19 protein-coding genes are annotated in these 21197 nt (G+C 37.3%); 6 read left to right on the top strand and 13 right to left on the bottom strand.

Annotated elements, in window-relative coordinates; genetic code table 11:
• Positions 1-1076, bottom strand: a 1076-nt coding sequence (locus tag AC22ZQ_RS03485; RefSeq protein ID WP_318957231.1) for a threonine--tRNA ligase, incomplete at its 3' end; no start/stop codon positions are given.
• A gap of 182 nt (positions 1077-1258) precedes the next feature.
• Between AC22ZQ_RS03485 and AC22ZQ_RS03480 the strand changes: the two genes are divergently transcribed.
• Positions 1259-3172: a ComEC/Rec2 family competence protein gene (locus AC22ZQ_RS03480; RefSeq protein ID WP_318957229.1), complete on the top strand. Its 1914-nt coding sequence runs from the start codon at positions 1259-1261 to the stop codon at positions 3170-3172.
• On the opposite strand, the gene AC22ZQ_RS03475 is transcribed toward AC22ZQ_RS03480, so the two are convergent.
• Positions 3152-4048, bottom strand: a complete 897-nt coding sequence (locus AC22ZQ_RS03475; RefSeq protein ID WP_318957228.1) for a hypothetical protein — start codon at positions 4046-4048, stop codon at positions 3152-3154. The genes AC22ZQ_RS03480 and AC22ZQ_RS03475 overlap by 21 nt on opposite strands.
• A gap of 72 nt (positions 4049-4120) precedes the next feature.
• Here AC22ZQ_RS03475 and AC22ZQ_RS03470 point away from each other — a divergent pair, with 72 nt between their 5' ends.
• Complete coding sequence (locus AC22ZQ_RS03470; protein ID WP_318957226.1) at positions 4121-6523, top strand: DUF5916 domain-containing protein; 2403 nt, start codon at positions 4121-4123, stop codon at positions 6521-6523.
• Between the two features lie 17 nt (positions 6524-6540).
• On the opposite strand, the gene AC22ZQ_RS03465 is transcribed toward AC22ZQ_RS03470, so the two are convergent.
• Positions 6541-7545: a ClpXP adapter SpxH family protein gene (locus AC22ZQ_RS03465; protein ID WP_318957224.1), complete on the bottom strand. Its 1005-nt coding sequence runs from the start codon at positions 7543-7545 to the stop codon at positions 6541-6543.
• 137 nt (positions 7546-7682) lie between these two features.
• Between AC22ZQ_RS03465 and AC22ZQ_RS03460 the strand changes: the two genes are divergently transcribed.
• A complete protein-coding gene (locus AC22ZQ_RS03460) occupies positions 7683-8033 on the top strand; it encodes a winged helix-turn-helix transcriptional regulator (protein WP_318957223.1) in 351 nt (116 codons plus the stop codon).
• A gap of 1 nt (position 8034) precedes the next feature.
• Here the strand turns inward: AC22ZQ_RS03460 and AC22ZQ_RS03455 are convergent, their stop codons facing one another.
• The 10 genes from AC22ZQ_RS03455 to AC22ZQ_RS03410 all read right to left on the bottom strand — a co-directional run bounded on the left by AC22ZQ_RS03455 (position 8035) and on the right by AC22ZQ_RS03410 (position 17584).
• Positions 8035-8598, bottom strand: coding sequence for a hypothetical protein (locus AC22ZQ_RS03455; protein ID WP_318957222.1), 564 nt, complete (start codon positions 8596-8598; stop codon positions 8035-8037).
• Between the two features lies 1 nt (position 8599).
• Positions 8600-8965 carry a DUF2200 domain-containing protein gene (locus AC22ZQ_RS03450; RefSeq protein WP_318957220.1) on the bottom strand — a complete coding sequence of 122 codons (366 nt, stop codon included), beginning with the start codon at positions 8963-8965 and terminating at the stop codon, positions 8600-8602.
• 70 nt (positions 8966-9035) lie between these two features.
• Positions 9036-10241 (bottom strand): hypothetical protein, encoded by a 1206-nt coding sequence (locus AC22ZQ_RS03445; RefSeq protein ID WP_318957218.1) that lies wholly within the window; start codon positions 10239-10241, stop codon positions 9036-9038.
• A 131-nt stretch (positions 10242-10372) separates the two neighbouring features.
• Complete coding sequence (locus AC22ZQ_RS03440; RefSeq protein WP_318957217.1) at positions 10373-11338, bottom strand: hypothetical protein; 966 nt, start codon at positions 11336-11338, stop codon at positions 10373-10375.
• Positions 11339-11533: 195 nt separating this feature from the next.
• The gene (gene dnaN / locus AC22ZQ_RS03435; protein ID WP_090248747.1) at positions 11534-12652 is read right to left on the bottom strand and encodes a DNA polymerase III subunit beta; all 1119 of its coding nucleotides are present in this window, start codon (positions 12650-12652) and stop codon (positions 11534-11536) included.
• 105 nt (positions 12653-12757) lie between these two features.
• Positions 12758-13786 carry a hypothetical protein gene (locus AC22ZQ_RS03430; protein ID WP_318957214.1) on the bottom strand — a complete coding sequence of 343 codons (1029 nt, stop codon included), beginning with the start codon at positions 13784-13786 and terminating at the stop codon, positions 12758-12760.
• Positions 13786-15552 carry a gliding motility-associated ABC transporter substrate-binding protein GldG gene (gene gldG, locus AC22ZQ_RS03425; RefSeq protein ID WP_318957213.1) on the bottom strand — a complete coding sequence of 589 codons (1767 nt, stop codon included), beginning with the start codon at positions 15550-15552 and terminating at the stop codon, positions 13786-13788. Before gldG ends, AC22ZQ_RS03430 begins: the two co-directional genes overlap by 1 nt.
• 8 nt (positions 15553-15560) lie before the next feature.
• Positions 15561-16292, bottom strand: a complete 732-nt coding sequence (gldF, locus tag AC22ZQ_RS03420) for a gliding motility-associated ABC transporter permease subunit GldF (RefSeq protein ID WP_318957211.1) — start codon at positions 16290-16292, stop codon at positions 15561-15563.
• Between the two features lie 127 nt (positions 16293-16419).
• Positions 16420-16722 (bottom strand): putative quinol monooxygenase, encoded by a 303-nt coding sequence (locus AC22ZQ_RS03415; protein ID WP_318957210.1) that lies wholly within the window; start codon positions 16720-16722, stop codon positions 16420-16422.
• A gap of 1 nt (position 16723) precedes the next feature.
• A complete protein-coding gene (locus AC22ZQ_RS03410; protein WP_318957208.1) occupies positions 16724-17584 on the bottom strand; it encodes an SAM hydrolase/SAM-dependent halogenase family protein in 861 nt (286 codons plus the stop codon).
• 100 nt (positions 17585-17684) lie between these two features.
• On the opposite strand from AC22ZQ_RS03410, the gene AC22ZQ_RS03405 reads away from it, so the two are divergent.
• The 3 genes from AC22ZQ_RS03405 to guaA all read left to right on the top strand — a co-directional run.
• Positions 17685-18632, top strand: a complete 948-nt coding sequence (locus AC22ZQ_RS03405) for a PhoH family protein (RefSeq protein WP_318957206.1) — start codon at positions 17685-17687, stop codon at positions 18630-18632.
• Positions 18625-19581, top strand: a complete 957-nt coding sequence (locus tag AC22ZQ_RS03400; protein WP_318957204.1) for a phosphoribosylaminoimidazolesuccinocarboxamide synthase — start codon at positions 18625-18627, stop codon at positions 19579-19581. The genes AC22ZQ_RS03405 and AC22ZQ_RS03400 overlap by 8 nt, the downstream gene beginning before the upstream one ends.
• Before the next feature lie 204 nt (positions 19582-19785).
• Positions 19786-21197 (top strand): glutamine-hydrolyzing GMP synthase (gene guaA / locus AC22ZQ_RS03395; protein WP_318957202.1); only part of this gene is annotated, 1412 nt, incomplete at its 3' end.

Genomic DNA, 21197 nt, shown 5'->3' with positions numbered 1-21197 from the left:
GCAAATCTTACAGGTAAATCTCTGTACGACCTTGGTCTTGATTTAAAAATCTCACAGTGGTGCGGACAGTTCATTGGTTTTAACAAGAATTCTTCATCCTCGTCTGGCGTATTAATCGGTTGGAAAGAATCTTTTCCGTACTTAGCGTAGTGCCCAGAACAAACGTATAATTCTTTACTTCCGATGTGCGGAGTGATTACCTGATCATATCCACCTTTACGTTGTGCTTTCTTTAAGAAGTTTTCTAAACGCTCACGCAACGCAGCTCCCTTTGGTAACCATAAAGGTAAACCTTGACCTACACGTTGAGAGAAAGTAAATAAGTCTAATTCCTTACCTAGTTTTCTGTGATCACGCTTTTTCGCTTCTTCCAAACGCTCTAAGTATTCTGTTAACTCCTTCGCTTTCGGGAAAGTGATACCATAAATACGCGTTAATTGCTTGTTGTTTTCATCACCTCTCCAGTATGCACCAGCAATAGAAGTTAATTTCACTGCTTTGATGAATCCTGAGTTAGGGATGTGAGGTCCTCTACATAAATCTGTGAAGTTACCTTGTGTATAGAAAGTGATGTTTCCATCATCCAATCCTTCAATCAATTCTAATTTGTAAGGATCTTCTTTCTCAGTAAAGTACTTGATTGCTTCATCTTTTGAAATCTCTTGACGTACAAATTCTAATTTTTGCTTCGCCAATTCTTTCATTTTCTTTTCTACCTTCTCCAAGTCTTTTTCAGTGATGTTGTATTCACCGAAATCAACGTCGTAGTAGAATCCATTTTCAATTGGAGGTCCAATCGCTAATTTAATTCCAGGGTAGAAAAACTCCAATGCTTCAGCCATGATGTGTGCAGAAGAGTGCCACATGGTCGATTTACCTTCCGTATCATTCCAGGTTAAAAGTTGAAGTTCTACGTCTTCATTGATCGGACGAAATGCATCTTGCACCTCTCCATTTACTTTTGCGGCAAGAACATTTCTTGCTAATCCTTCAGAAATACTTTTGGCAACATCTAATGCAGTGCTTCCTTTGTCGTATTCTCTTACCGAACCGTCGGGTAGAGTTACTTTTATCATCATCTAGTTTTGCTAAAAATTTAAGACTACAAAAATAAAAAGAATATTGCTAGTACAGAAGCTAAAAGCCAGATAATACAAAGTTTCTTGGAGCTATTCGGTGGATAGGTTAAATCCTACTCTTTTTGCAAGTTTTATGAAATAGTCGTAACTTCTTCTTCCACCTAATTGATACCTAATCTATGAAGCCTAAAATCAATAGACCAAGTCTAGCCTTGCGCTTGTTAATCCTACTTGTCCTAACTTATCTCCTTGGAGAAAATAGTTCCGCTAGTTTGTCGGAAACAATGTATGCCCTTGCAGGTGTGTTTGTCCTCTACTTTTGTATTCATTTTTTATTGATGCAACATAGTTTTCTGCGGGTTAGTTTAAAATCCCTTTTACTCTACCTTTTGTTTTTCTGCTTTGGATTGTTGCGTTTTACATTTTTTAAAGCTCCAAATATTTCAAATACTCCCCCTCAATTTACGGCTTGTGATAGCTGCGTAAGGATAGCTGAATTTACAGAGGGGAAAGTGGAAGAAGGACGGTATTCCCCCTTGGTGTTTACATTGAATGAGGTTCTTACTCGCCAAGAAAAGTACCCGTCTAATGAAAAAATAATGGTGGTTTATTTTCAAGATTCGAATGAATTGACTTTGCAGGTAGGAGATGTGATCAGTTTTAAGAAGCCACTCAAGCCCATTGCAAATAATTCTAATCCGGGCGCATTTGATGGAAAGAAATATTGGAGCAACAAGGGGATAAGGCGACAACTTTTCTTACGATCAGATGAGAGCATTAAGGTGGGGCACAATTCTCAATGGAAACATAAATTCTCCATTTGGCGAACGAAATTGTCTAGTGCCTTTGAAAATGTTTTAGCACCTAAAGAGGCTGGGATTGCCAAAGCTCTGGTTTTGGGAGATAAGTCTAGTTTAGACAAATCTGTTAAAGATGATTTTACAGCTGCTGGAGCCATGCATGTGTTAGCTGTTTCTGGCCTGCACGTGGGGATACTTCTTTTTTGTTTGCAGTTTTGTTTTCAAAAAATATACTTTCTGAGAAAGAAAAAACTCTACTTTGTTGTAGCGCTAATTGTTTTATGGCTCTATGCTTTGCTTACTGGAGCATCTCCTTCTGTGGTTCGGGCAACAACAATGTTTACTTTTTTAGTGATAGGAAAAATGAGAGGACACGGTATGTTTAGCATGGAAGTGTTGCTCAGCACTGCATTTTTAATGTTATTAATTTCTCCAGCCTATCTCTTCGATATAGGTTTTCAATTGTCCTTCTCAGCCATGTTTGCTATAGCTTTATTTTTTGAAGGAATTCAGCGTATATTCTATTTTCGACAGAAAATCTTGCGTAAAATTTGGGAGGGTACAGCTCTTTGTTTTGCAGCTCAAATTGGGACGCTTCCTTTGAGTTTGTATTACTTCCACCAATTTCCGAACTACTTTTTATTGACGAATTTGGTATTGCTTATTCTCGCTTTTGCAGCTATGTTTTCTGGACTGGTTTTCTTGTTGACCTATTTCATACCCTACATGTCTGCTGTTACCGGGATGGCTGTAAAGATGAGTTTTCTATCCTTGTCCAATACTATGGAGTGGATAGCTGATTTGCCCTATGCGTTAACCCAAGGAATTCAATTGAGCGCATGGATGGTATTCCTTGCTTACTTGGCTTGCTTCATGATCCATTTGAGTATAAAATCGGGAAGATTAAAACTTTTAGGGTTCCCCGGGATTGTATTGCTAGGAATAGTGCTAAATGTTACGCTTCAACGAGAAAAGAACCTTCGTCAAAGTAGAATGTTCATGTTAGAGGCTCGTGGTCCCGCAGTTCTCTATTCACAGGATGCGAAACATTGTTTTATCTATGAAAAGGGGAATGAGCGCCTAAGAAAAGAACTCGATTTTATCGCAAAAAGTTATCAGCAATCTTATGGAGGAGAACCTGTGTTTTATCCTTTAGAAGGTGAAGTTATTCAATTTGAAAATCTCCGAATAGGGGTAAACACCGACAGCCTTTTCTATCAATTGGCCAAGGAGTATGGCTATTTCAACTTACATGAGAAGATTGAAAAATGTTTAGAAATCCGTTTGCCTTAGGTAGACATCATAGCGGTATTCATGAAATTGAGGCTCTTGATCATCTGAGAATTCTATAACACAGTAGTAAGCGATTGTTTCTCCTTCAGCCGTTTCTTCAACTTCAAAATTGATTATCGTAAACTTTCTATCTAATTGATCTCTTAAATCCTTTTCGACCAATTTCTTTACACTCAAAGAATTGATTCGTTTTGCTTTTCGCATTACTTGCAAAGTGTGTTCTAGAAAAGTATTTCGTTCAGCTTCGTCAAATAAGCTTTCATATTTTCCTTTGTACAATCTGTAGAATTCTATTTCTTCTTGTGAGGCGTAGTAGTAATTCGTAATCACAAAAGGAAGGTTGAAGAAATAGAGTTTGTAGGTGTAGAATAACTGTTTACTAAATTCACTTTTTTCTAAGGGTGTTATATAGTTCACTTTTATTTGATCCTTTAAGTTGACCACCACCTCATGAATTTCAACGGTGCTATCTTTCTTTATTGCGTAGACATGCTCTTGTTCGTAAATAATGTTGCTCTTTTCTGCTTCGAGCTCAAGTCGTTTCACCGCTATGGCTTCTTCGAGCTCTTCGAGTTTGTAATAGTTTTTCCCTTTGTTTTTAAGCAACTCAGTTTTCAATCGGTACATGGAGTCTAAAGGAAAGAAACTCTCTGGTTTGGTAACGATGAGTTTTCCATATGCGATACTTTCATAGTGACTACTATCAGCACCTAATGTAGATTTTATATGGTGTTCAATGGCGAGTTCTCGGGTCTTTTCTTGACTCTGAAGGCTTTTTCCTACATTTTGTGTAGAAGAACAAGCTGAAAAAATAAAAAGCACAAGATACAGCGGTAAAACACTAAAAAAGGATAAATGATTTGTTTTCGAGCGCATTGCTTATGATATTTGCGGTTGTTAATTATGAAGTGCGGTTACTATCTAACAACTATTGTGCTATTTTTTACAATGATAGCAGATTTTGGTTTATCTCAAAGGACTTATGAGGTAAATAAATTGTCATCTCCCTTAGAGCTAGATGGTTATTTAAACGAAGATTTTTGGTCAAACGCTCAGTTGGCCACGGATTTCATCGTCAATTACCCGAAGTTTGGTGATACTTCTAATTTTGTGTCGAAGTGTTACATGGTTTATGCTGAGGATGCCATTTACATTGGTGGTGAATTTCACGATCCAGAACCAGATAGTATTAGTTATTCTCTTTCCCAACGCGATGATGTAGGTAATGCCGATTGGATGGCAGTTTCTATAGATACCTATGGTAATAAGCAACGCGCCTTTTACTTTTTTGTTACGGCAGCAGGTGTGGAAGTTGACGGACTCATGGTAGATGATAATTTAGATTTATCGTGGAATACCGTATGGAAAAGTAAAGTGCAACGACAGCATTACGGTTATAGCGTTGAAATAAAAATTCCTTATTCGGCGATTCGTTTTCCAAATAGAGAAGTACAACATTGGAAAGTGAACTTTAAGCGCTCGGTGAGAAGAAAGCGTGAAGAATCTTATTGGTCTCCAGTTGACCCCACCAAGTATGGGGAAATTCAACAAGCGGGAAGTGTAGAGGGAATTCGAGGAATTCAACCTCCGTTGAGACTGTCTTTTACACCTTATTTAACCGGATATTACGAAAAGAGTTCAGGTCAAGCGGAAGGCAATTATAGATTGAATGGTGGTTTAGACTTGAAATATGGTTTAACGGAAGCCTTTACTTTGGACATGACTTTAATACCTGATTTTGGTCAGGCAAGAAGTGATAACTTGGTGTTGAACTTATCTCCCTTTGAGGTTCAGTTTGATGAGAACAGAGCCTTCTTTACGGAAGGAACGGACTTGTTTGGAATAGGTGATGTTTTTTATTCGAGAAGAGTAGGAGGCAGACCCTATGGAGCAAATAGCGTTCAGTCAAAATTGTCCGAAAATGAAGTGCTGATTACCAATCCACAAAAGGCGAACTTGTTGAATGCTTCGAAGATTTCTGGTAGAACTAAAAATAATTTGGGAATTGGAGTGTTTAATGCTGTTGAGGCGAGAAGTTTTGCAACTGTTTACGACAAAGAAACAGGGTTAGAGCGAGAGGTGGAGACGAATCCGCTTACCAATTATAACATCGTTTCCCTTTCTAAACCTTTGAAGAATAATTCCTACGTCAATTTACTGAATTCAAATGTGCAAAGAGCTGGTGACGCACGCAATGCCAATGTTACTGTTGCTCAGAGTAATATCTTTTCAAAAGACAGGGACTACGCTATTTTTACGGGGGTAAGAGTAAGTGATGTTCAAGATAAATTAGAGCACAGTGTTGGTCATACAGCCTTTGTAGATGTTAGCAGGGTGCAAGGACAACACAATTACGGTTTCAACTACAACGAAATCAGTGATAAGTTTGACCCAAATGATTTGGGGTATTTAGCGAGAAACAACTTTAGAGAGTACGGTGTTTTCTATAAATATTTTGACTTTAAGCCGAAAAGGAACTTTTTAAGGAGGTGGAGTGGAGTAAGCTTGGCGTATAAAGAGTTGTATGCACCAGCACTATTTGAGACCTTACGTTTGAGTGGTTTTTACCGCAAAACTTATAAGAATTTTCTAACGGTTGGTGCCGATGCAAATATATATCCTTTAGGAAGTTTAGATCACTTTGAGGCCCGATCTGCTGGAAACCCTGTAAAGAAAAATGCAAAATATGATGCAAGCTTCTTTTACAGTAGTGATTATTCCAAGCCTTTTGCCTTAGATATTTCTGGATATTTCGAGGATTATATAGGATGGGATCAGAGAAGTGCATCTTTAGGAGTGAGTCCAAGATTGCGTGTATCCGACAAATGGTTTTTAGTCTTAGATGCGAACATTGATTATTTATTGAATGACTTTGGTTACGTTCGTCCTATAGATTATGAAAGTGATGAAATTATTTTAGGGGAGCGAAACCGAAACATTATCACAAACACGTTTACTTCTGAATTTATTTTTACCAATAGAATGGGAATAGATATTCGCGTTCGTCACAATTGGCAAAACGTAGATTATCATAATTTTCATGCCTTGGGAACGGATGGAGATAGAGTTTCAACTGCTTACACAGGGAGAGATAGTCAAGGGCAAGATATGCACGACATCAATTTCAATGCTTTTTCTATTGACTTAAATTACAGATGGGTGTTTTTACCGGGTAGTGAATTGAGGTTGGTGTATAAGAATAACATACTCACGCAACAGTCTGATCTAGCACCGAATTACTTTACAAGCGTTGGGAATTTATTTGATTATGCTCAAACCAATTCCTTTTCTTTTAGATTGCTTGTATTTATAGATGCACTCTATTTTAAAGAAAAAGGGGACGTACTCTAATGAGCACGCCCTTAGATTTAGATGTGTTTGCTCCAAATACTACCATTTTTAGTAGTGAATTGCATGAGTTTTTTCGCCTTGGTTAATTGTACCAATTCTTCTTCCGCCTCCTGTCTATTCTGATTAGATAGTTCTGCGTATTCTCTTGCTGTTAATGATTTGAATTTTGTAAACAAAGCTTCCCAATCTTTTGAATAGGAATTTGCTTTAAGCTCCGGATGTTTATCTTCAAGTAAGGCCTCATATTTAGCATAAGGTTGTGTACCGTAAATCAGGTTTTTGTTTCCTTCATTGTCTACTAAATAGATACTTGGAAAACCTCTAACACCATAAGTTCTGGCTAAAGCCAAATCTTCTTTAAACGCTTCTTTTGCAATACTATGAAGGTCTGTTTTAAAACGTTCTTTATCTAAGCCCGTCTTTTCAGCTGCTATCAATAAATTGTTCTCCTTGGCAATATTTATTTTATGTAGAAATACCATTTCTCTGATTTCTCTCAAGAATATTTGTGCCTTTTTCTCATCTTGGAATTGCGCCGCTTTAAAGGCAATTGAAGGAGGGTAGGAGGAGTTCAAAGGATCTTCCAACCAAACATCTCCATCAATAGGCATGTCGTAATATACGCTTACTTCGTCCCAATGGTGGGCGACGTCAGAAGGTTTGCTAATACCCCCGCTGTTGTAAGACCAATCGGGTAATAAACCACCCATGCGGTATTCTATATCTAATTGATCATCGTAAGTAAGTTTTAATTTTCTTAATTGAGGTTCTATTCCCCAACAAGAAGAACAAATAGGGTCCGTAAAATAGACGAGTTTAACCTTTGTTGAAGTCAAACTTTTATCAATAAGACTATCTAAGGTGTTTTCACTTGTTGGCATTTCGCATGCACCAGTTTCTGGGTCACACAATAAGGCATTTTTTTCTTTTGTTGTCATTTTATCTAAACTTTGTGTCTTACAACTTGAAGCGAACATGGTCGCCATAAGTGCAAGAGGGATGAGGATTAATTTGTACATCATCTGTTGTGTTAAGTGTTCGAACAGTTCAAAAATAAGGAGCAACTTTGAGTTATACAGGGTCACTTTCCTCTAGGAAACTACTTCCCTTTAGGAAAGCTAGAGAATCAATTTTATTTTTGGAGGAAGAAATGATTGCGATGAAAAAAGACCCTGTAGTAAATGCGACTCCGATATGTCAACACAGAATTCAAGCCATTAAAGATGCGATGGATGTACTTTCTGGTAAATGGAAGTTTCACATTTTAGGAACCTTGATAGAAGGTAATCGACTTGGTTTTATGGAATTGATGCGAGAAGTGGAAGGGATAGGTACCAAGATGCTGTCTAAAGAACTACAGGATTTAGAAATGAATCAATTGATCGATAGAGAAGTGATGGATACTAAACCCATCACTGTGGAGTATAGTATTTCGGAAAAGGGAAAATCTTTAAAGCCAATTATTGATGAAATAGCCAAATGGGGTGCAGCGTATAGGCAATCATTATAGATTAGTCTTCGCTTAATGTATAATGTCCTCCATTGGGGTGAGGTCCTGAACAATCACAGATTTCAAAGTCGTTGGATGGAGACCATATCAATTTGTTTTGATGAGTATTATACCAACTGCGCAATGTATCTGCAAACTGCTTTCGGTTTACTAAACTTTGATTTAAATGTTTCCAAATAAACATAGGAGCTTCCCTAGATGAATGTTTCGTATTTATAATATCTAGGAGTGGGATATCATGAATGATTTCCATTAGAGCGAGTAAGGCAACATCTCCAACCGTGTAATTGATTCCTGCGAATTGGATAGGTGCCTTAGTTTGTGTTGTGTCTATAATTTTATCTAAAAGTATGGGGATTGCACTGTCTTTGGCTTGTACAATTTCCCAAAAGAAAACATCACCACATGCATTGCATAACTCACACTTTTGCATAACATTTTCAGACCTACAAATACTTGCAATGTTCGTGGTGTATTTGAGGCTGTCAATTTTTGTTTTTAGTTGAGTTTGACCAAAACTAATACAGTTAAAAAATGAGATTAAGATGACTAGGGTTGACTTCATTTTATGCTTTTCTTAAGATTTTCTCCATTTTTCTACCCTTAGCGAGTTCATCTACAAGCTTATCTAGGTAGCGTACCTTTTGGGTTAACTCATTTTCTAGTTCTTCAATTCTGTAGCCACATATTACACCTTTGATGAGGTGGGCATTATCATTTAATTTGGCTTGTTCAAAGAATTCTACAAAAGTTAATTTTTCATCTATTGTTCGTTGTATTTCTTGAGCGTCAAAGCCAGTAAGCCATGTGATGACTTGATGTAATTCTTCTTTGGTTCTACCTTTTCGCTCAACCTTTGTTACATAGTGTGGATAAACCGAAGCAAAGGTCATTTTAGCAATTTTTGCGTTGTGTTCTGGTGTTGCCTTCATGGTTTAAAAATAGCACGAAAAAGGAAGTGCAAAAAAAAAGAGACTGCTGAAATAGCAGTCTCTTTACAAATTATCTGTTAATGTTCTTTTTGCTTTTCTGGACATTGAAGCCTATCGATGCTCCGACCATACCGCCACTTCTACTAGAAGAATAAAAGAGGTTTACAGGGATGTTTAAAGCTCCGGCTGTAAAAGTTCTACCAAAACCAAACACCCAAGTTGTTCCAAGTTTTAATCCTCCTCTAGAATCGTATTGATCAGAGAAATAATAATCTTCTCCACTTGCTTCGGAAGGAGTAGGTGGGTAGAAATAACCATATTGGTCTATGTAGTTACTATCCGTAGAATAGTTGTCCGATGCGTAGTCATACCAGTCATTATAAGAGTAATAACTATTTACACCGTTACCAAAGCTGTTTTCGGTATCAAGGAAACCTTGACTTATTTTTCTCAAATTAAAACTAGGACCGAATGCAAATTCCCAACCCGCTTTTCCAAATCTAAATCCATTCAATAGGGTGAAAGAGGGAATGAAGATTCCTTGCTCTAAACCTGAGAAATTAAAAATACCTTCGAGAAGTGCTGAGAAGTTTTCTGTCCCAACGTATTGTTTCTCGAATTGATAACCGATCATACTTACGCCTGGGAAAATGTCTAGACCTCCTTGGTTAATTGGTCGTCTTGCGTATTTATACATGTCACCCACCAAAAATGCATACCCTAATCGCGGACCAGAATTATTAATCCTACCCACATTGTTGGAGGTGATTAGTTCGTTTTTGAATTCGAGGCGCGTTACAAGTTCTTTGGATACAGGTACGCCGTGCATTTCTTTCAGCATGACCTCAACCATACGTTGAATCTCCATTTCTTGATTGTCGAACTCTCTAACCATAGCCATGTGTAGTTCTCCTTTTTTAACGTCTATCCATTTTAAGGAGATGGCTATTTTGTTCCCCAAACCGTCAAAACTACCAGAAATAATGTAGTCTACATTTAGTTTTCGACCCATGCGGGTAAGACAATTGATTCCAAAACAATTCGTTCTAAATTCACTTGAATCTTGAATGACTTCCGCCATATCGAACTCATCATAGACATTGTACTTGTCGAGTTTAATAAGTTCGAGTTGGATGAATTTTGCGGCTATTTCCTGAGGGATGTCTAGCTCTTGAACGTGTGGTTTAGCCACTGCAAAACTAGGTTTGTTTGCGTTTTCTTGGGCGTTGACCATTAAAGCGGTCAACGCGCTAATTACAAGTAGTAGTCGTTTCATAACGTGTAGTATTAGTTATGGTAAGATACGACCTTTTATGTTTTTAGTACAAATCTATTTACGGGGTATGGTATTGACTTTTGTCATTGTATGGTTTTAGGGAGTCACTTAAAAGTGGAGTGGGATATTACTTATTTAATACTTACATAAGCCGCATTTTGCACTTCTATTTCGCCCATTTGCACATGAGTAAATGATTTGCTGGAGTTTATCCAGCTGGTAGAGGTGTTAAAGGAGCTTAGAACTCCCTCAGTGATTTCGAATTCGTCTATGGAAATTGCATAAGGGTTTCCTTGAGAACTTACAATTTCTTCGAACATTTGTTCTTTATTATAGATGTATGTATAATCGATAAAAATCTGATTGTTTCTTTTCCAGCTTTCAATGACTACTGGAGTATTATAGGTTTGTCCGTTGTTTAGAGATTCATCTATATTATAAACTTCCACTTGCATTTCATAAACATCATTTAGTAAGTAAGGAAAGGTGTAAGCTTGAAATATGTAATTGAAAGCATTCATCATGGTTTGGGTGGTATTGTCAATTTGATCTTGCATGTATATTTCAGATTGTAACTGAATTTGTTTCTTTTCTTGCTCCGTCAGTTGGTCTCCCAGCGTGTTTAAAAAAGTTGATATGGCATCGAAAGTGATGGTTTTCATTTGAGTCTGTAATAAGGTTTCGTCTTTTATTTCGAAAGCTAAAGCCGTGTTTTTATCTACCAAAAATCGATATTCAAGTGAAGCCATTTTTTCAATGACGTAATTGGTAAATACGGCAAATTGAGCATCAAAGGTAGAGTCTACAAGTTTTCCAAAATCTAAATTAAGTTCCGTGTTTTTAAACTGTTTAAAGTGAACCTCATATACCGTATCTTTTAAATCGACGATTTCCATACTGTAGGTAGTTTTCAATCCTACTTTTGATACAGGTTGGTTGTTTTGATAGATGTTAGTGGAGTCTATATGTGTTATGGTTTTAATATCTCCGACTTTCCAATTTACAGCTATGTATTGTGGTTCTTGTCCAAAACCTTTTTGTATGAAGAAGAAGGTGACTAGAAAAGTGAGGAGGTGAATAGCGTTGAATATTTTCATTATATATTTTATTTAAGGCCTAAAATAATAGAATCTTGAGCATTGAATGATGCTCGAATGTTATATGCAAACAAGGAGGGTACAAAAAGCTCTCCAAGAAACTTGGGGATGTTGGGATAGATAGGCCGTTTGCCAAGCATAAAAAAAGCGAAAACCCTAAAGTTTCCGCTTTCAATATGTAGAAGTCAGTACGACTTATTTGTTCAACATAACTGGCATTACCAACATTAAAATGTCTTCTGCTTCGTTTTCGTTTTCTGCGGGTAAAAGGATACCTGCTCTGTTTGGTTCGCTCATTTCTATCTTCACTTCTTTGCTGCTAATGTTGTTCAACATTTCCATTAAGAAACGAGAGTTGAAACCAATCTCCATATCATCACCATTGTAGTTACACGTTAAGCGCTCGTTGGCTTCGTTAGAGAAATCTAAATCTTCTGCAGAGATTTGTAAATCTGCACCTGCCATTTTTAAACGTACTTGGTGTGTAGTTTTGTTGGCGAAAATAGATACACGCTTGATAGAGCTTAATAAATCCATACGGTCTACGCTCAATACGTTAGGATTCTCTTTTGGAATTACTGCTTCGTAGTTCGGGTATTTACCGTCGATTAATCTACACGTCAATACAGTATCGTTGAATTCGAAAATCGCGTTGCTTTCGTTGTACATAATACGTACTTGCTCTTCACCTTTTAAGTTAGACTTTAATAAGTTTAAAGGTTTCTTTGGTAAGATGAAAGATGAGCTTCCTGTACTTTCAGCATCTGATCTTTTGTAGCGAACTAATTTGTGCGCATCTGTTGCAACGAAGATGATGTCACTTCCTGCAAACTGTACAAATACTCCACTCATTACCGGACGTAAATCATCGTTACCTGTAGCAAATAAAGTTTTGTTGATGGCTTCAGAAATGATTTCACCAGACAATGTAATGCTATCACCATTCTCTAAAGAAGGAGATTTCGGGAAGTCGTCTCCATTGTATCCAACCATCTTAGATTTACCGTTGTTGTAGGTAATCTCTATAGCGAAAGTATTATTGTCTACTGTAAAAGTTAAAGGCTGTTCTGGAAGGTTTTTCAACACGTCCAATAATATTTTGGCAGGAATACAGATTTTTCCGTCTTCGTTGGCCTCAATATTCATAGCCGTTTGCATCGTAGTTTCTAAATCTGATGCAGAGATGGTTAAGGTTCCATCGTTTATTTCGAACAAAAAGTTGTCTAAAATAGGAAGGGTGTTGCTTGTGCTTAAAACACCGCTGATGCTTTGTAATTGCTTTAATAAGCTAGTACTTGATATTACAAAATTCATTTCTAATTGTCATTAATTAGTTCAATTAACAAATATAACCGAACATTTGAGATGATCTTCTTTCTGTCTTTATTAGTTGTTCACGTAGTTGTCAACAACAAATATTTAGTTTTCTGTTTCTACAAAAATGTCTTTACCTATTAAAATAGGTCCTAGTCCTATTCCAAATCGACCACCAATTTGAACACGTACTAATTGCTCCTCTTGTGTAAAGGTCCACATGTATTCCATGCTGAAAATGTTCGTATCCGGTCTACTCAAATCCTTTTCTATGTAATCGTAGAAATCGTATTTTTCAACATCTCCTTGTTTGGGTGTAAGGGTAAGTGAATAGTGAGGGATAGTTCGTTTCATACTATCGATTTGCCTCTGATTCATGGTGTAGTTCTGTTGGTTAAAGTGGATATTATCAAAAGCATTTAAGAAACTCAATAAGTTCTGTTTATTGATGTTTAACACTTCTTCTCCTGTTCTTGCAATGTAATCACCGTTTTCTAATTGGATGTCGTAACTCTCTTGTGGTGTTTGCGTGTTTACTAGCGTTACACCTTTGATGTTTTTCTGAGAGAAAGCGAATAAATCTGAACATGCCCACTGTTTTGGGTCTACAAAGAAACGCGGTTCCAAAATACCATTCAAACCTTCCATATCCATAATTACAGGCTGATCACTTTTGATGTCTGGCGTTTGCAACAACATGTATGTACCGTGGTGATCTGGTGTGCCATGTCCTACATACCAAGTTTTTTCCAAACGACCATTTTTATAAATATCAACTTGTTTTGCTTTGGCAGCCATTAATTTATTGACCGTTGGTTTTAACTTGTCGTTGACATATCCTTTGAAACTGATCTTTCTAAAAGCTTCCAAAATATTATCTACAGGGTTTTCCTGTACACAATTTCCATTACCGTCTAACCATTCTCCATCTTTCTTCACCAGCGTGAAATCAAGGTCGAACAAAGGATCGTAAATTACAACCTTGTCCACCTCTTCAACGTTTTCAATTTCAAAATTGATCAATTCTGTAGGGTCTGACTTTCCTTCATTCTCTACAGCTGTTTGTGTATAGTATCCCAAGATTCCAAGAACTACCACGGCGCTAAGGAGTACGATTATTTGTTTCTTCTTCATTATTTGGCGTATTTTCTTTTTCTAATAAATAAGGTAATGATTCCAAGTAATAGTATGCTACCTAGTGGAATTGCTAGGTTAATAGCTTTGTAGAATCCTGCTTGTTCTACTACTTTTTTCTTATCTGTAGGGTGTAAATCGATAGATCGACTTCTCACTGAAAGTAAGGCTTCTTCCCCCATCATGTAATCCACGGCATTTTGCATGAACTCAAAGTTTCCTTTCGGGAAAGGGTTGTCTATTAAGTCTTCAATTTGGTAAGGGCCAGAACGCTTTTCGTAGTATTTGTAAGAATTTGTTTCTGGTACGTATACAGAATCGTAATATTGATTCGCAAAGAAGGTTCCAGAACTCACGACCATTAGTTTTCCCGGGGCTTTACTTTCTGCTAAGAAACGAGCGTCAGGATTGTCTGTGTACGTTGAGATGATTCTGTTTTTAAAGGCAGAATTGAATTTACCTTCTACAATTGCACCCAACATTTTCTTATTCATGTCGTTGTTTACATCTGCAAAGTCTGGTAGTTCACCTAAACGTGTCATCCCTAAAGATACCAACATAGATCCTTGTCCGTGTACTTTTGAATTGTTCGAGGATGTCAATAAAATGTGTGGCTTCAATCCATCTTGTTTTACGAATTGCAAACTAGAGGCGTACATCAAGAATACCGGGTCTACTTGACTACTAATTGGGTGATCAGTCCCTTGAGAACGGATATAGAAGTACCAAGGTAATGGTCGCGTTTCTTGACGCTTACTTAAGAAGAAGTAACCGTAATTGGCATCCACCACAAGGTCTTCATTCATTTTAATACCGTAATCGTAAATCAAATCTTCTAGTCCCGTTCTTTTTCTGCGTGTGTAAACGGTTTGATTTCTTCGCAATGAATCATTGTTAATGTTCAGAGGGTTCGAGAAAACCATTAGTTTTCCACCTCTCATTAAAAATTGATCAATAACAAATTTGTCTTTATCACTGAACTTTCGATTCGGATCAGCAATGATTAACCCGTCTACTTCATCCAATGCATTGATTTGACCATTGATTGCAAGGTCTTTGAAATCATAAGCATCTTCTAATTGTCTTCTGAAGTAAGCTGTTTTTGGAGCGGGTAACTCACCATGACCATGTAGAATACCAATAGATTTTTTTGAAGTTCTTGCAGCCTTATCTATGGCTTTCATCAATTCGTATTCAATATTGGTAATACTGTTTTGGATTTTCTGATCCAACATAGCATTAAGGTCGGCATTACCACCTTGTAAGAATTGAACATATCCAGAAGTAATTCCTTTGTACTCTACTTTAGCACCTGGAAAAACTACCAATTTATCGGCAGTACCATTACTTCTGAAATTAACAACTAAGGGAACTAATCCATTTCCTTTGTCCATCAACTGCTCACTCAACTCTTTAAAATCAGCTTCTGTACCTTCGGTAGGGTCAATGAATTCATACTCCACCTTTTTACCGGCGTAGTATTTAAACTCGTCTAACTTATCTTTAATAGAGTTTCTTAAACGTCGCAATTCTGCAGGAAGCTTATCTCCTTCTAGGTATACTTTAAAAAGTATTCTTTCCTTTAGTAAGGAATCAGAATCCAAAACTTCCTTTGTAGATTCTGTTAGAGAATAACGTTGGTCTTCTGTTAAATCTATTCTGAAGTCTGTAGCCCAAACTAATATGTTTACCATAACTACTCCTGCTAAAACAATGAGGAGAAGAATAGAATAATAAACGCTTGATGATCTTTTTGTGTTTTTCATGCTACGGTTTATTTACGCATTAATTTAAGTACTGAATGTGTGGCGAAAAGGAAGAAGAAAATCACTCCAAAGAAGTAAGTTAAATCACTCATTACAATCACTCCCTTTTTAATAGATTGGTAGTGTGTATCTATTCCTATCGCTTTAATTACTGAGTCTAATCCTGCAAAGTTGGCGTAACTTCCTAACATAGAAAGTCCGTTGTAAAAGAACCAACATAGGAAAAGTGCAATGATGAATGCTACAATTTGGTTGCTCGTAATTGCCGAACAAAATATTCCAATAGCAACAAAACAAGCACTTAACAAAAAGAGACCTAAATAAGAGGTGATGGTAGCTCCGTCATCAATAATCCCTACCGGATCTCCCAAGTAATGCATGGAGATATAGTAAACCAATGTGGGCAGCAATGAAATAATTACGAGCGTAACTCCTGCCAAGTATTTGGCCATTAATATTTTGAAATCTGAAAGTGGACGCGTGTATAATAACTCTATGGTTCCAGATCTTTTTTCTTCGGCAAAGGAACGCATAGTAACCGCAGGTATTAATATCAATAAGATGAGTGGGGCCATGCTGAAAAAGGGTTGGAGATCGGCCAATCCACCTTCCAATAAATTAAAATAATCCGAAATCACCCAAAGAAACAACCAAGTGATTACAAGGAAAATAGCTACGAATATGTAACCAAGAATGGAACTTAAAAAACTACGTATTTCCTTAAAATATAGGGCTCTCATTATGATTTTTTTTGTCAAAATTAAGGCTTAAAAATGCCTATAACCGAATCAATTCGCAAACTTTTGAATAATTATCCTTTAATAAGTCAAGTTCTTACGAAAGTTACTTGCTTTTATACAGGTCTAATTACCCTTGAGGGAAACCATTGAAGTAAGTGTCTACAGACCATGCTTCTGCTTTGGCTCCGAACCAAGGTTTAATGGTAGACCATACACCTTTGAATAAGTCGCTGTAGCGATAATTGTTGAGTGCAGCTTCGTCATCCCAATCGCTGTAGGTGAAAACAATATGGGGGTGATGGATGTCTTGTAAAAGCTTCATGCCATTACATCCTTCGAAACCTGCAACTTTTGTATTAATAGTGTCGAAGAAAGCTAAAAAGTCTTCGAGTTTATCTTCTTGAAAAGTGAGTTTTACGATTCTTAACATATTAAAATAGAGATTCTAATGTAGTTTTGGATCCTCTCGGACTAAATTCAATGCGTATTACATCTCCAACGCGTAAGCCAAACAGAGAATTAGCGCCACCACCATTTCCGGGCGTACCTTTGTTGATGGCAATTTCTAAGTTGTCGGTGTCGTTAAACATGGCCAATCGCTCACCGGGAGGTACTTCGTTGTATCCCGCAGAGATTTCATCGATATAGTATTCCTTTTTTCTAAAGAATATAGTGAAAGGAATGTTTTTCCCCATTCGATCGAAATCTTCTTTCGTGATGTTGGTTATTAAGTTTCCGTAATTGTCTACATGGATAACTCTACCTTTAAGAACGTTGGGTTCTATCACTGGATTAGCAACAACGGCCCTGCGAATAGTTGTTTTTTCGCTGCCCAAATCTTCTGGGTTTACACCCTGGGCTAAGGCAACAGCTGTTGGCGCCAAAATGTTTTTTGTAGGGAATTTCATCAGCTTAGGATTCGAAAGAACATTGTCAATGTTCCACATACCCTCGGCCTCATCATTTCCTAAAATTAAAGAAAAGATGCCGTTGTCTGTAGCAACAATGTATTGATCTCGATAACGGATGAAACTTGGAAAAGCCCCTGCATCTGGATCTCCAAAATTCACGATGGGTTCGCTGTCTACACCTACTAAGTGTACGGTGCCAGCAGGGAAGTCCTTTAAACAATTTTTAATGTAAAACGATGCTTGGGCAATGTTAAAAGGATTGATGTTGTGTGAAATATCTACAATTTGAAGCTTACTTTCCACCTTGTACATCGCTCCTTTTAATGCAGCAACGTAGTGGTCGTTCAAGCCCATGTCTGTAGTTATTGTCACAATATTCATGTATCCTTATTAAAAGATGTTTTTAGATGAAGTAATTTCCCTAATTTTGAGCCAAAATTAATCTTAATTTTAGATATTGTAAGTTTAAAACAAAGAGAATTTGCACGAAAAGAAATTTGAAATTAAAGGGATAAACCCCTTGGAGCTGGTGGGCGTGAATAATGAGAAGCTGAAAGTGATTCAGTCTTATTTTTCTAAACTCAAAATTGTAGCACGCGGCAATGTAATTATTGTAAAGGGTGATGAAGATGAAGTAACGCGTTTTGAAACGAAGTTTAAGCTTTTGATGAGTCATTTGGATAGATACAATGAATTGACCGAAAATAATATCGATAACCTAATGCTCGAAGACGGCGCTAAATTATTAAGTGGCGATGGGTCTGAGATTTTAGTTCATGGAAATTCCGGAATTAAAGTAAAAGCAAGAACCTACAATCAAAGGGAACTGGTTAAATCTGTCAATAAAAACGATATGGTTTTTGCCATTGGACCCGCAGGAACAGGAAAAACCTATACAGCGGTGGCTTTGGCTGTACGTGCATTGAAAGCAAAAGAGGTGCGTCGTATCATTTTAACAAGACCGGCTGTTGAAGCAGGGGAAAATCTTGGTTTCTTACCTGGGGATATGAAGGAAAAATTAGATCCTTACATGATGCCTTTGTACGATGCTTTAAGAGATATGATTCCTGCTGAAAAGTTAGCTGACCTCATAGAATTAGGAGTGATAGAAATTGCTCCCTTAGCTTTTATGAGAGGAAGAACTTTAGATAAAGCCTTTGTTATTTTAGACGAGGCACAGAATACTACGGTGAGTCAAATGAAAATGTTTTTAACTCGTATGGGGAAAAGCGCTAATTTTGTCATCACCGGAGATGCATCACAAATTGATTTACCGCGCAAGCAAAAGTCGGGGTTAATTTTTGCCTTGGATGTATTGAAAGATATTGATGGAATCGGAATGATTCGCTTGAATCAAAACGATGTAATCCGTCATAGAATAGTTAAGCAAATAATAGAAGCGTTCGATAAAGCTGAAGATAATGAGTAAAGCAGTTACAACAACTAACTTTAATTTTCCTAAACAAAAGGGAGTATACCACGGAAAGGTAAGAGAGGTATACAATATTGATGATAACTACATGGTGATGATTGCATCGGATAGAATTTCGGCCTTCGATCACATTTTGCCAAAAGGAATTCCTTTTAAAGGACAAGTTTTGAATCAAGTTGCTACAATGTTCTTGAAAGCAACAGAGGATATCGTACCGAACTGGTTAATCGGAACGCCAGATCCAATGGTAGCGGTAGGACACAAGTGTGAGCCGTTCAAAGTTGAGATGGTAATCCGTGGGTATTTGGCAGGACACTCAGCGCGTGAGTACAAAAAAGGTGAGCGTGTGTTGTGTGGTGTTGAGTTGCCAGAAGGAATGAAGGAAAACGATAAGTTTCCAGAACCTATCATTACTCCGGCTACGAAAGCAGACGAAGGACATGATGAAGATATCTCAAGAGAAGAAATCATTAAGCAAGGAATTGTTTCTGAAGAAGATTACATACAGTTAGAAAACTACACAAGAGCATTGTTCCAAAGAGGTACCGAATTGGCAGCTGAAAAAGGATTGATCTTGGTAGATACAAAATACGAATTTGGTAAGAAGGATGGTAAGATCTACTTAATTGATGAGATTCATACACCAGATTCTTCGCGTTACTTCTATGCAGATGGTTACGAAGAGCGTCAAGCCAAAGGTGAAGCGCAAAAGCAATTGAGTAAAGAGTTTGTTCGTCAGTGGTTAATTGAGAATGGATTCCAAGGTTTGGACGGACAAACTATGCCTGAAATGCCAGATGAGTTTGTAGAAACGGTTACTGAAAGATACATTGAGTTATACGAGAAAATTGTTGGTGAGAAATTCCAAAAGGATTCTACGGATAACTTAAATGAAAGAATAGAGAAAAATGTGGTAGAGTTCTTAACGAGCGAAGGTTTAGTTTAAGAGTCAACCAAAGAACTTAATGAAGGCGAGACGAGAGTTTCGCCTTTTTTTGTAAGGAATAATGTTTTTTACTTAGAAAGCCTTAGGAGGCTAATCCTCTAAAAGTCTAAGGGTCTAAATGTCTAAAAATCTAAGTGTCTAAGTGTCTAAAAGTCTAAAGAAAAATTGTTTTCCACATTCCAAAGAGTTATTATCTTTGCACCCATGCAAGAAAAGATTTTAATTCTCGATTTTGGTTCGCAATACACGCAGTTGATCGCGCGTCGTGTGAGAGAGCTGAACGTTTACTGTGAAATACATCCTTGGAACAAAGTTCCTGAAATAGGTGAGGATGTAAAAGGTGTAATATTATCAGGAAGTCCGTTTTCAACAAGAGATGAAAATGCACCAAAACCTGATTTAGATGGAATAAAAGGAAAACTTCCTTTGTTAGGAGTTTGTTTTGGAGCACAATATCTTGCATTGAATTATGGAGGTGAAGTGTTGCCTTCTAAAATTAGAGAATACGGAAGAGCGAATCTTTCTTTCGTAGATCAAGAAAATGAATTAACGGTTGGAATGAGTAATGATTCTCAAGTGTGGATGTCACACGGAGATACCATTAAAGAAGTTCCAGACAACTATAAAATTATCGCAAGTACACCAGATGTACGTGTAGCAGGTTACAAAATCGAAGGGGAAACTACTTACGGTATCCAATTCCACCCAGAGGTTTACCACTCTTTAGAAGGTAAGGTTTTGTTGGAAAACTACATTGTTAACATTTGTGGATGTGCGCAAGATTGGACGCCAGATTCTTTCGTTGAGGAAACGGTAGCTGAATTAAAAGCGAAGTTAGGAGACGATAGAGTAATCTTAGGATTATCTGGAGGAGTAGATTCTTCTGTGGCTGCTGTATTGTTACACAAAGCTATCGGGAAAAACTTACACTGTATTTTCGTAAACAACGGATTGCTAAGAAAGAATGAATATGATTCAGTTCTTGAAAGCTACCAAGGTATGGGATTGAACGTGAAAGGAGTTGATGCTTCTGAGCAATTCTATGCAGAGTTGAAAGGGTTAACTGATCCTGAAGCGAAGCGTAAAGCAATTGGTAAAGTATTTGTTGATGTATTCGACGCAGAATCTAAGTTGGTAGAAAACGCAAAATGGTTAGGTCAAGGTACAATTTACCCAGACGTAATTGAGTCAGTTTCTGCAACGGGAGGACCATCAGCAACAATTAAGTCTCACCACAACGTAGGAGGTTTACCAGACTACATGAAATTAAAAGTGGTTGAGCCTTTGAAGTTATTGTTTAAGGATGAGGTAAGACGTGTTGGGAAATCTTTAGATATTTCACAAAATATTTTGGGTCGTCACCCGTTCCCAGGTCCAGGACTTGGAATTAGAATTTTAGGAGACGTTACTGCAGAAAAGGTGCGAATCCTACAAGAAGTAGATCATATATTCATTTCTTCGTTAAAAGAAGACGGATTGTATGACGATGTTTGGCAAGCAGGTGCTATCTTCCTACCAATTCAATCTGTAGGGGTTATGGGAGACGAAAGAACGTATGAAAATGCGGTTGCTTTAAGAGCTGTAACATCAACGGATGGTATGACGGCAGATTGGTG

This window comes from Lishizhenia sp. (genome assembly GCF_057456495.1).
The sequence above is the reverse complement of the archived record's forward strand: the minus strand, read 5'-3'. Positions and strand labels throughout refer to the sequence as shown.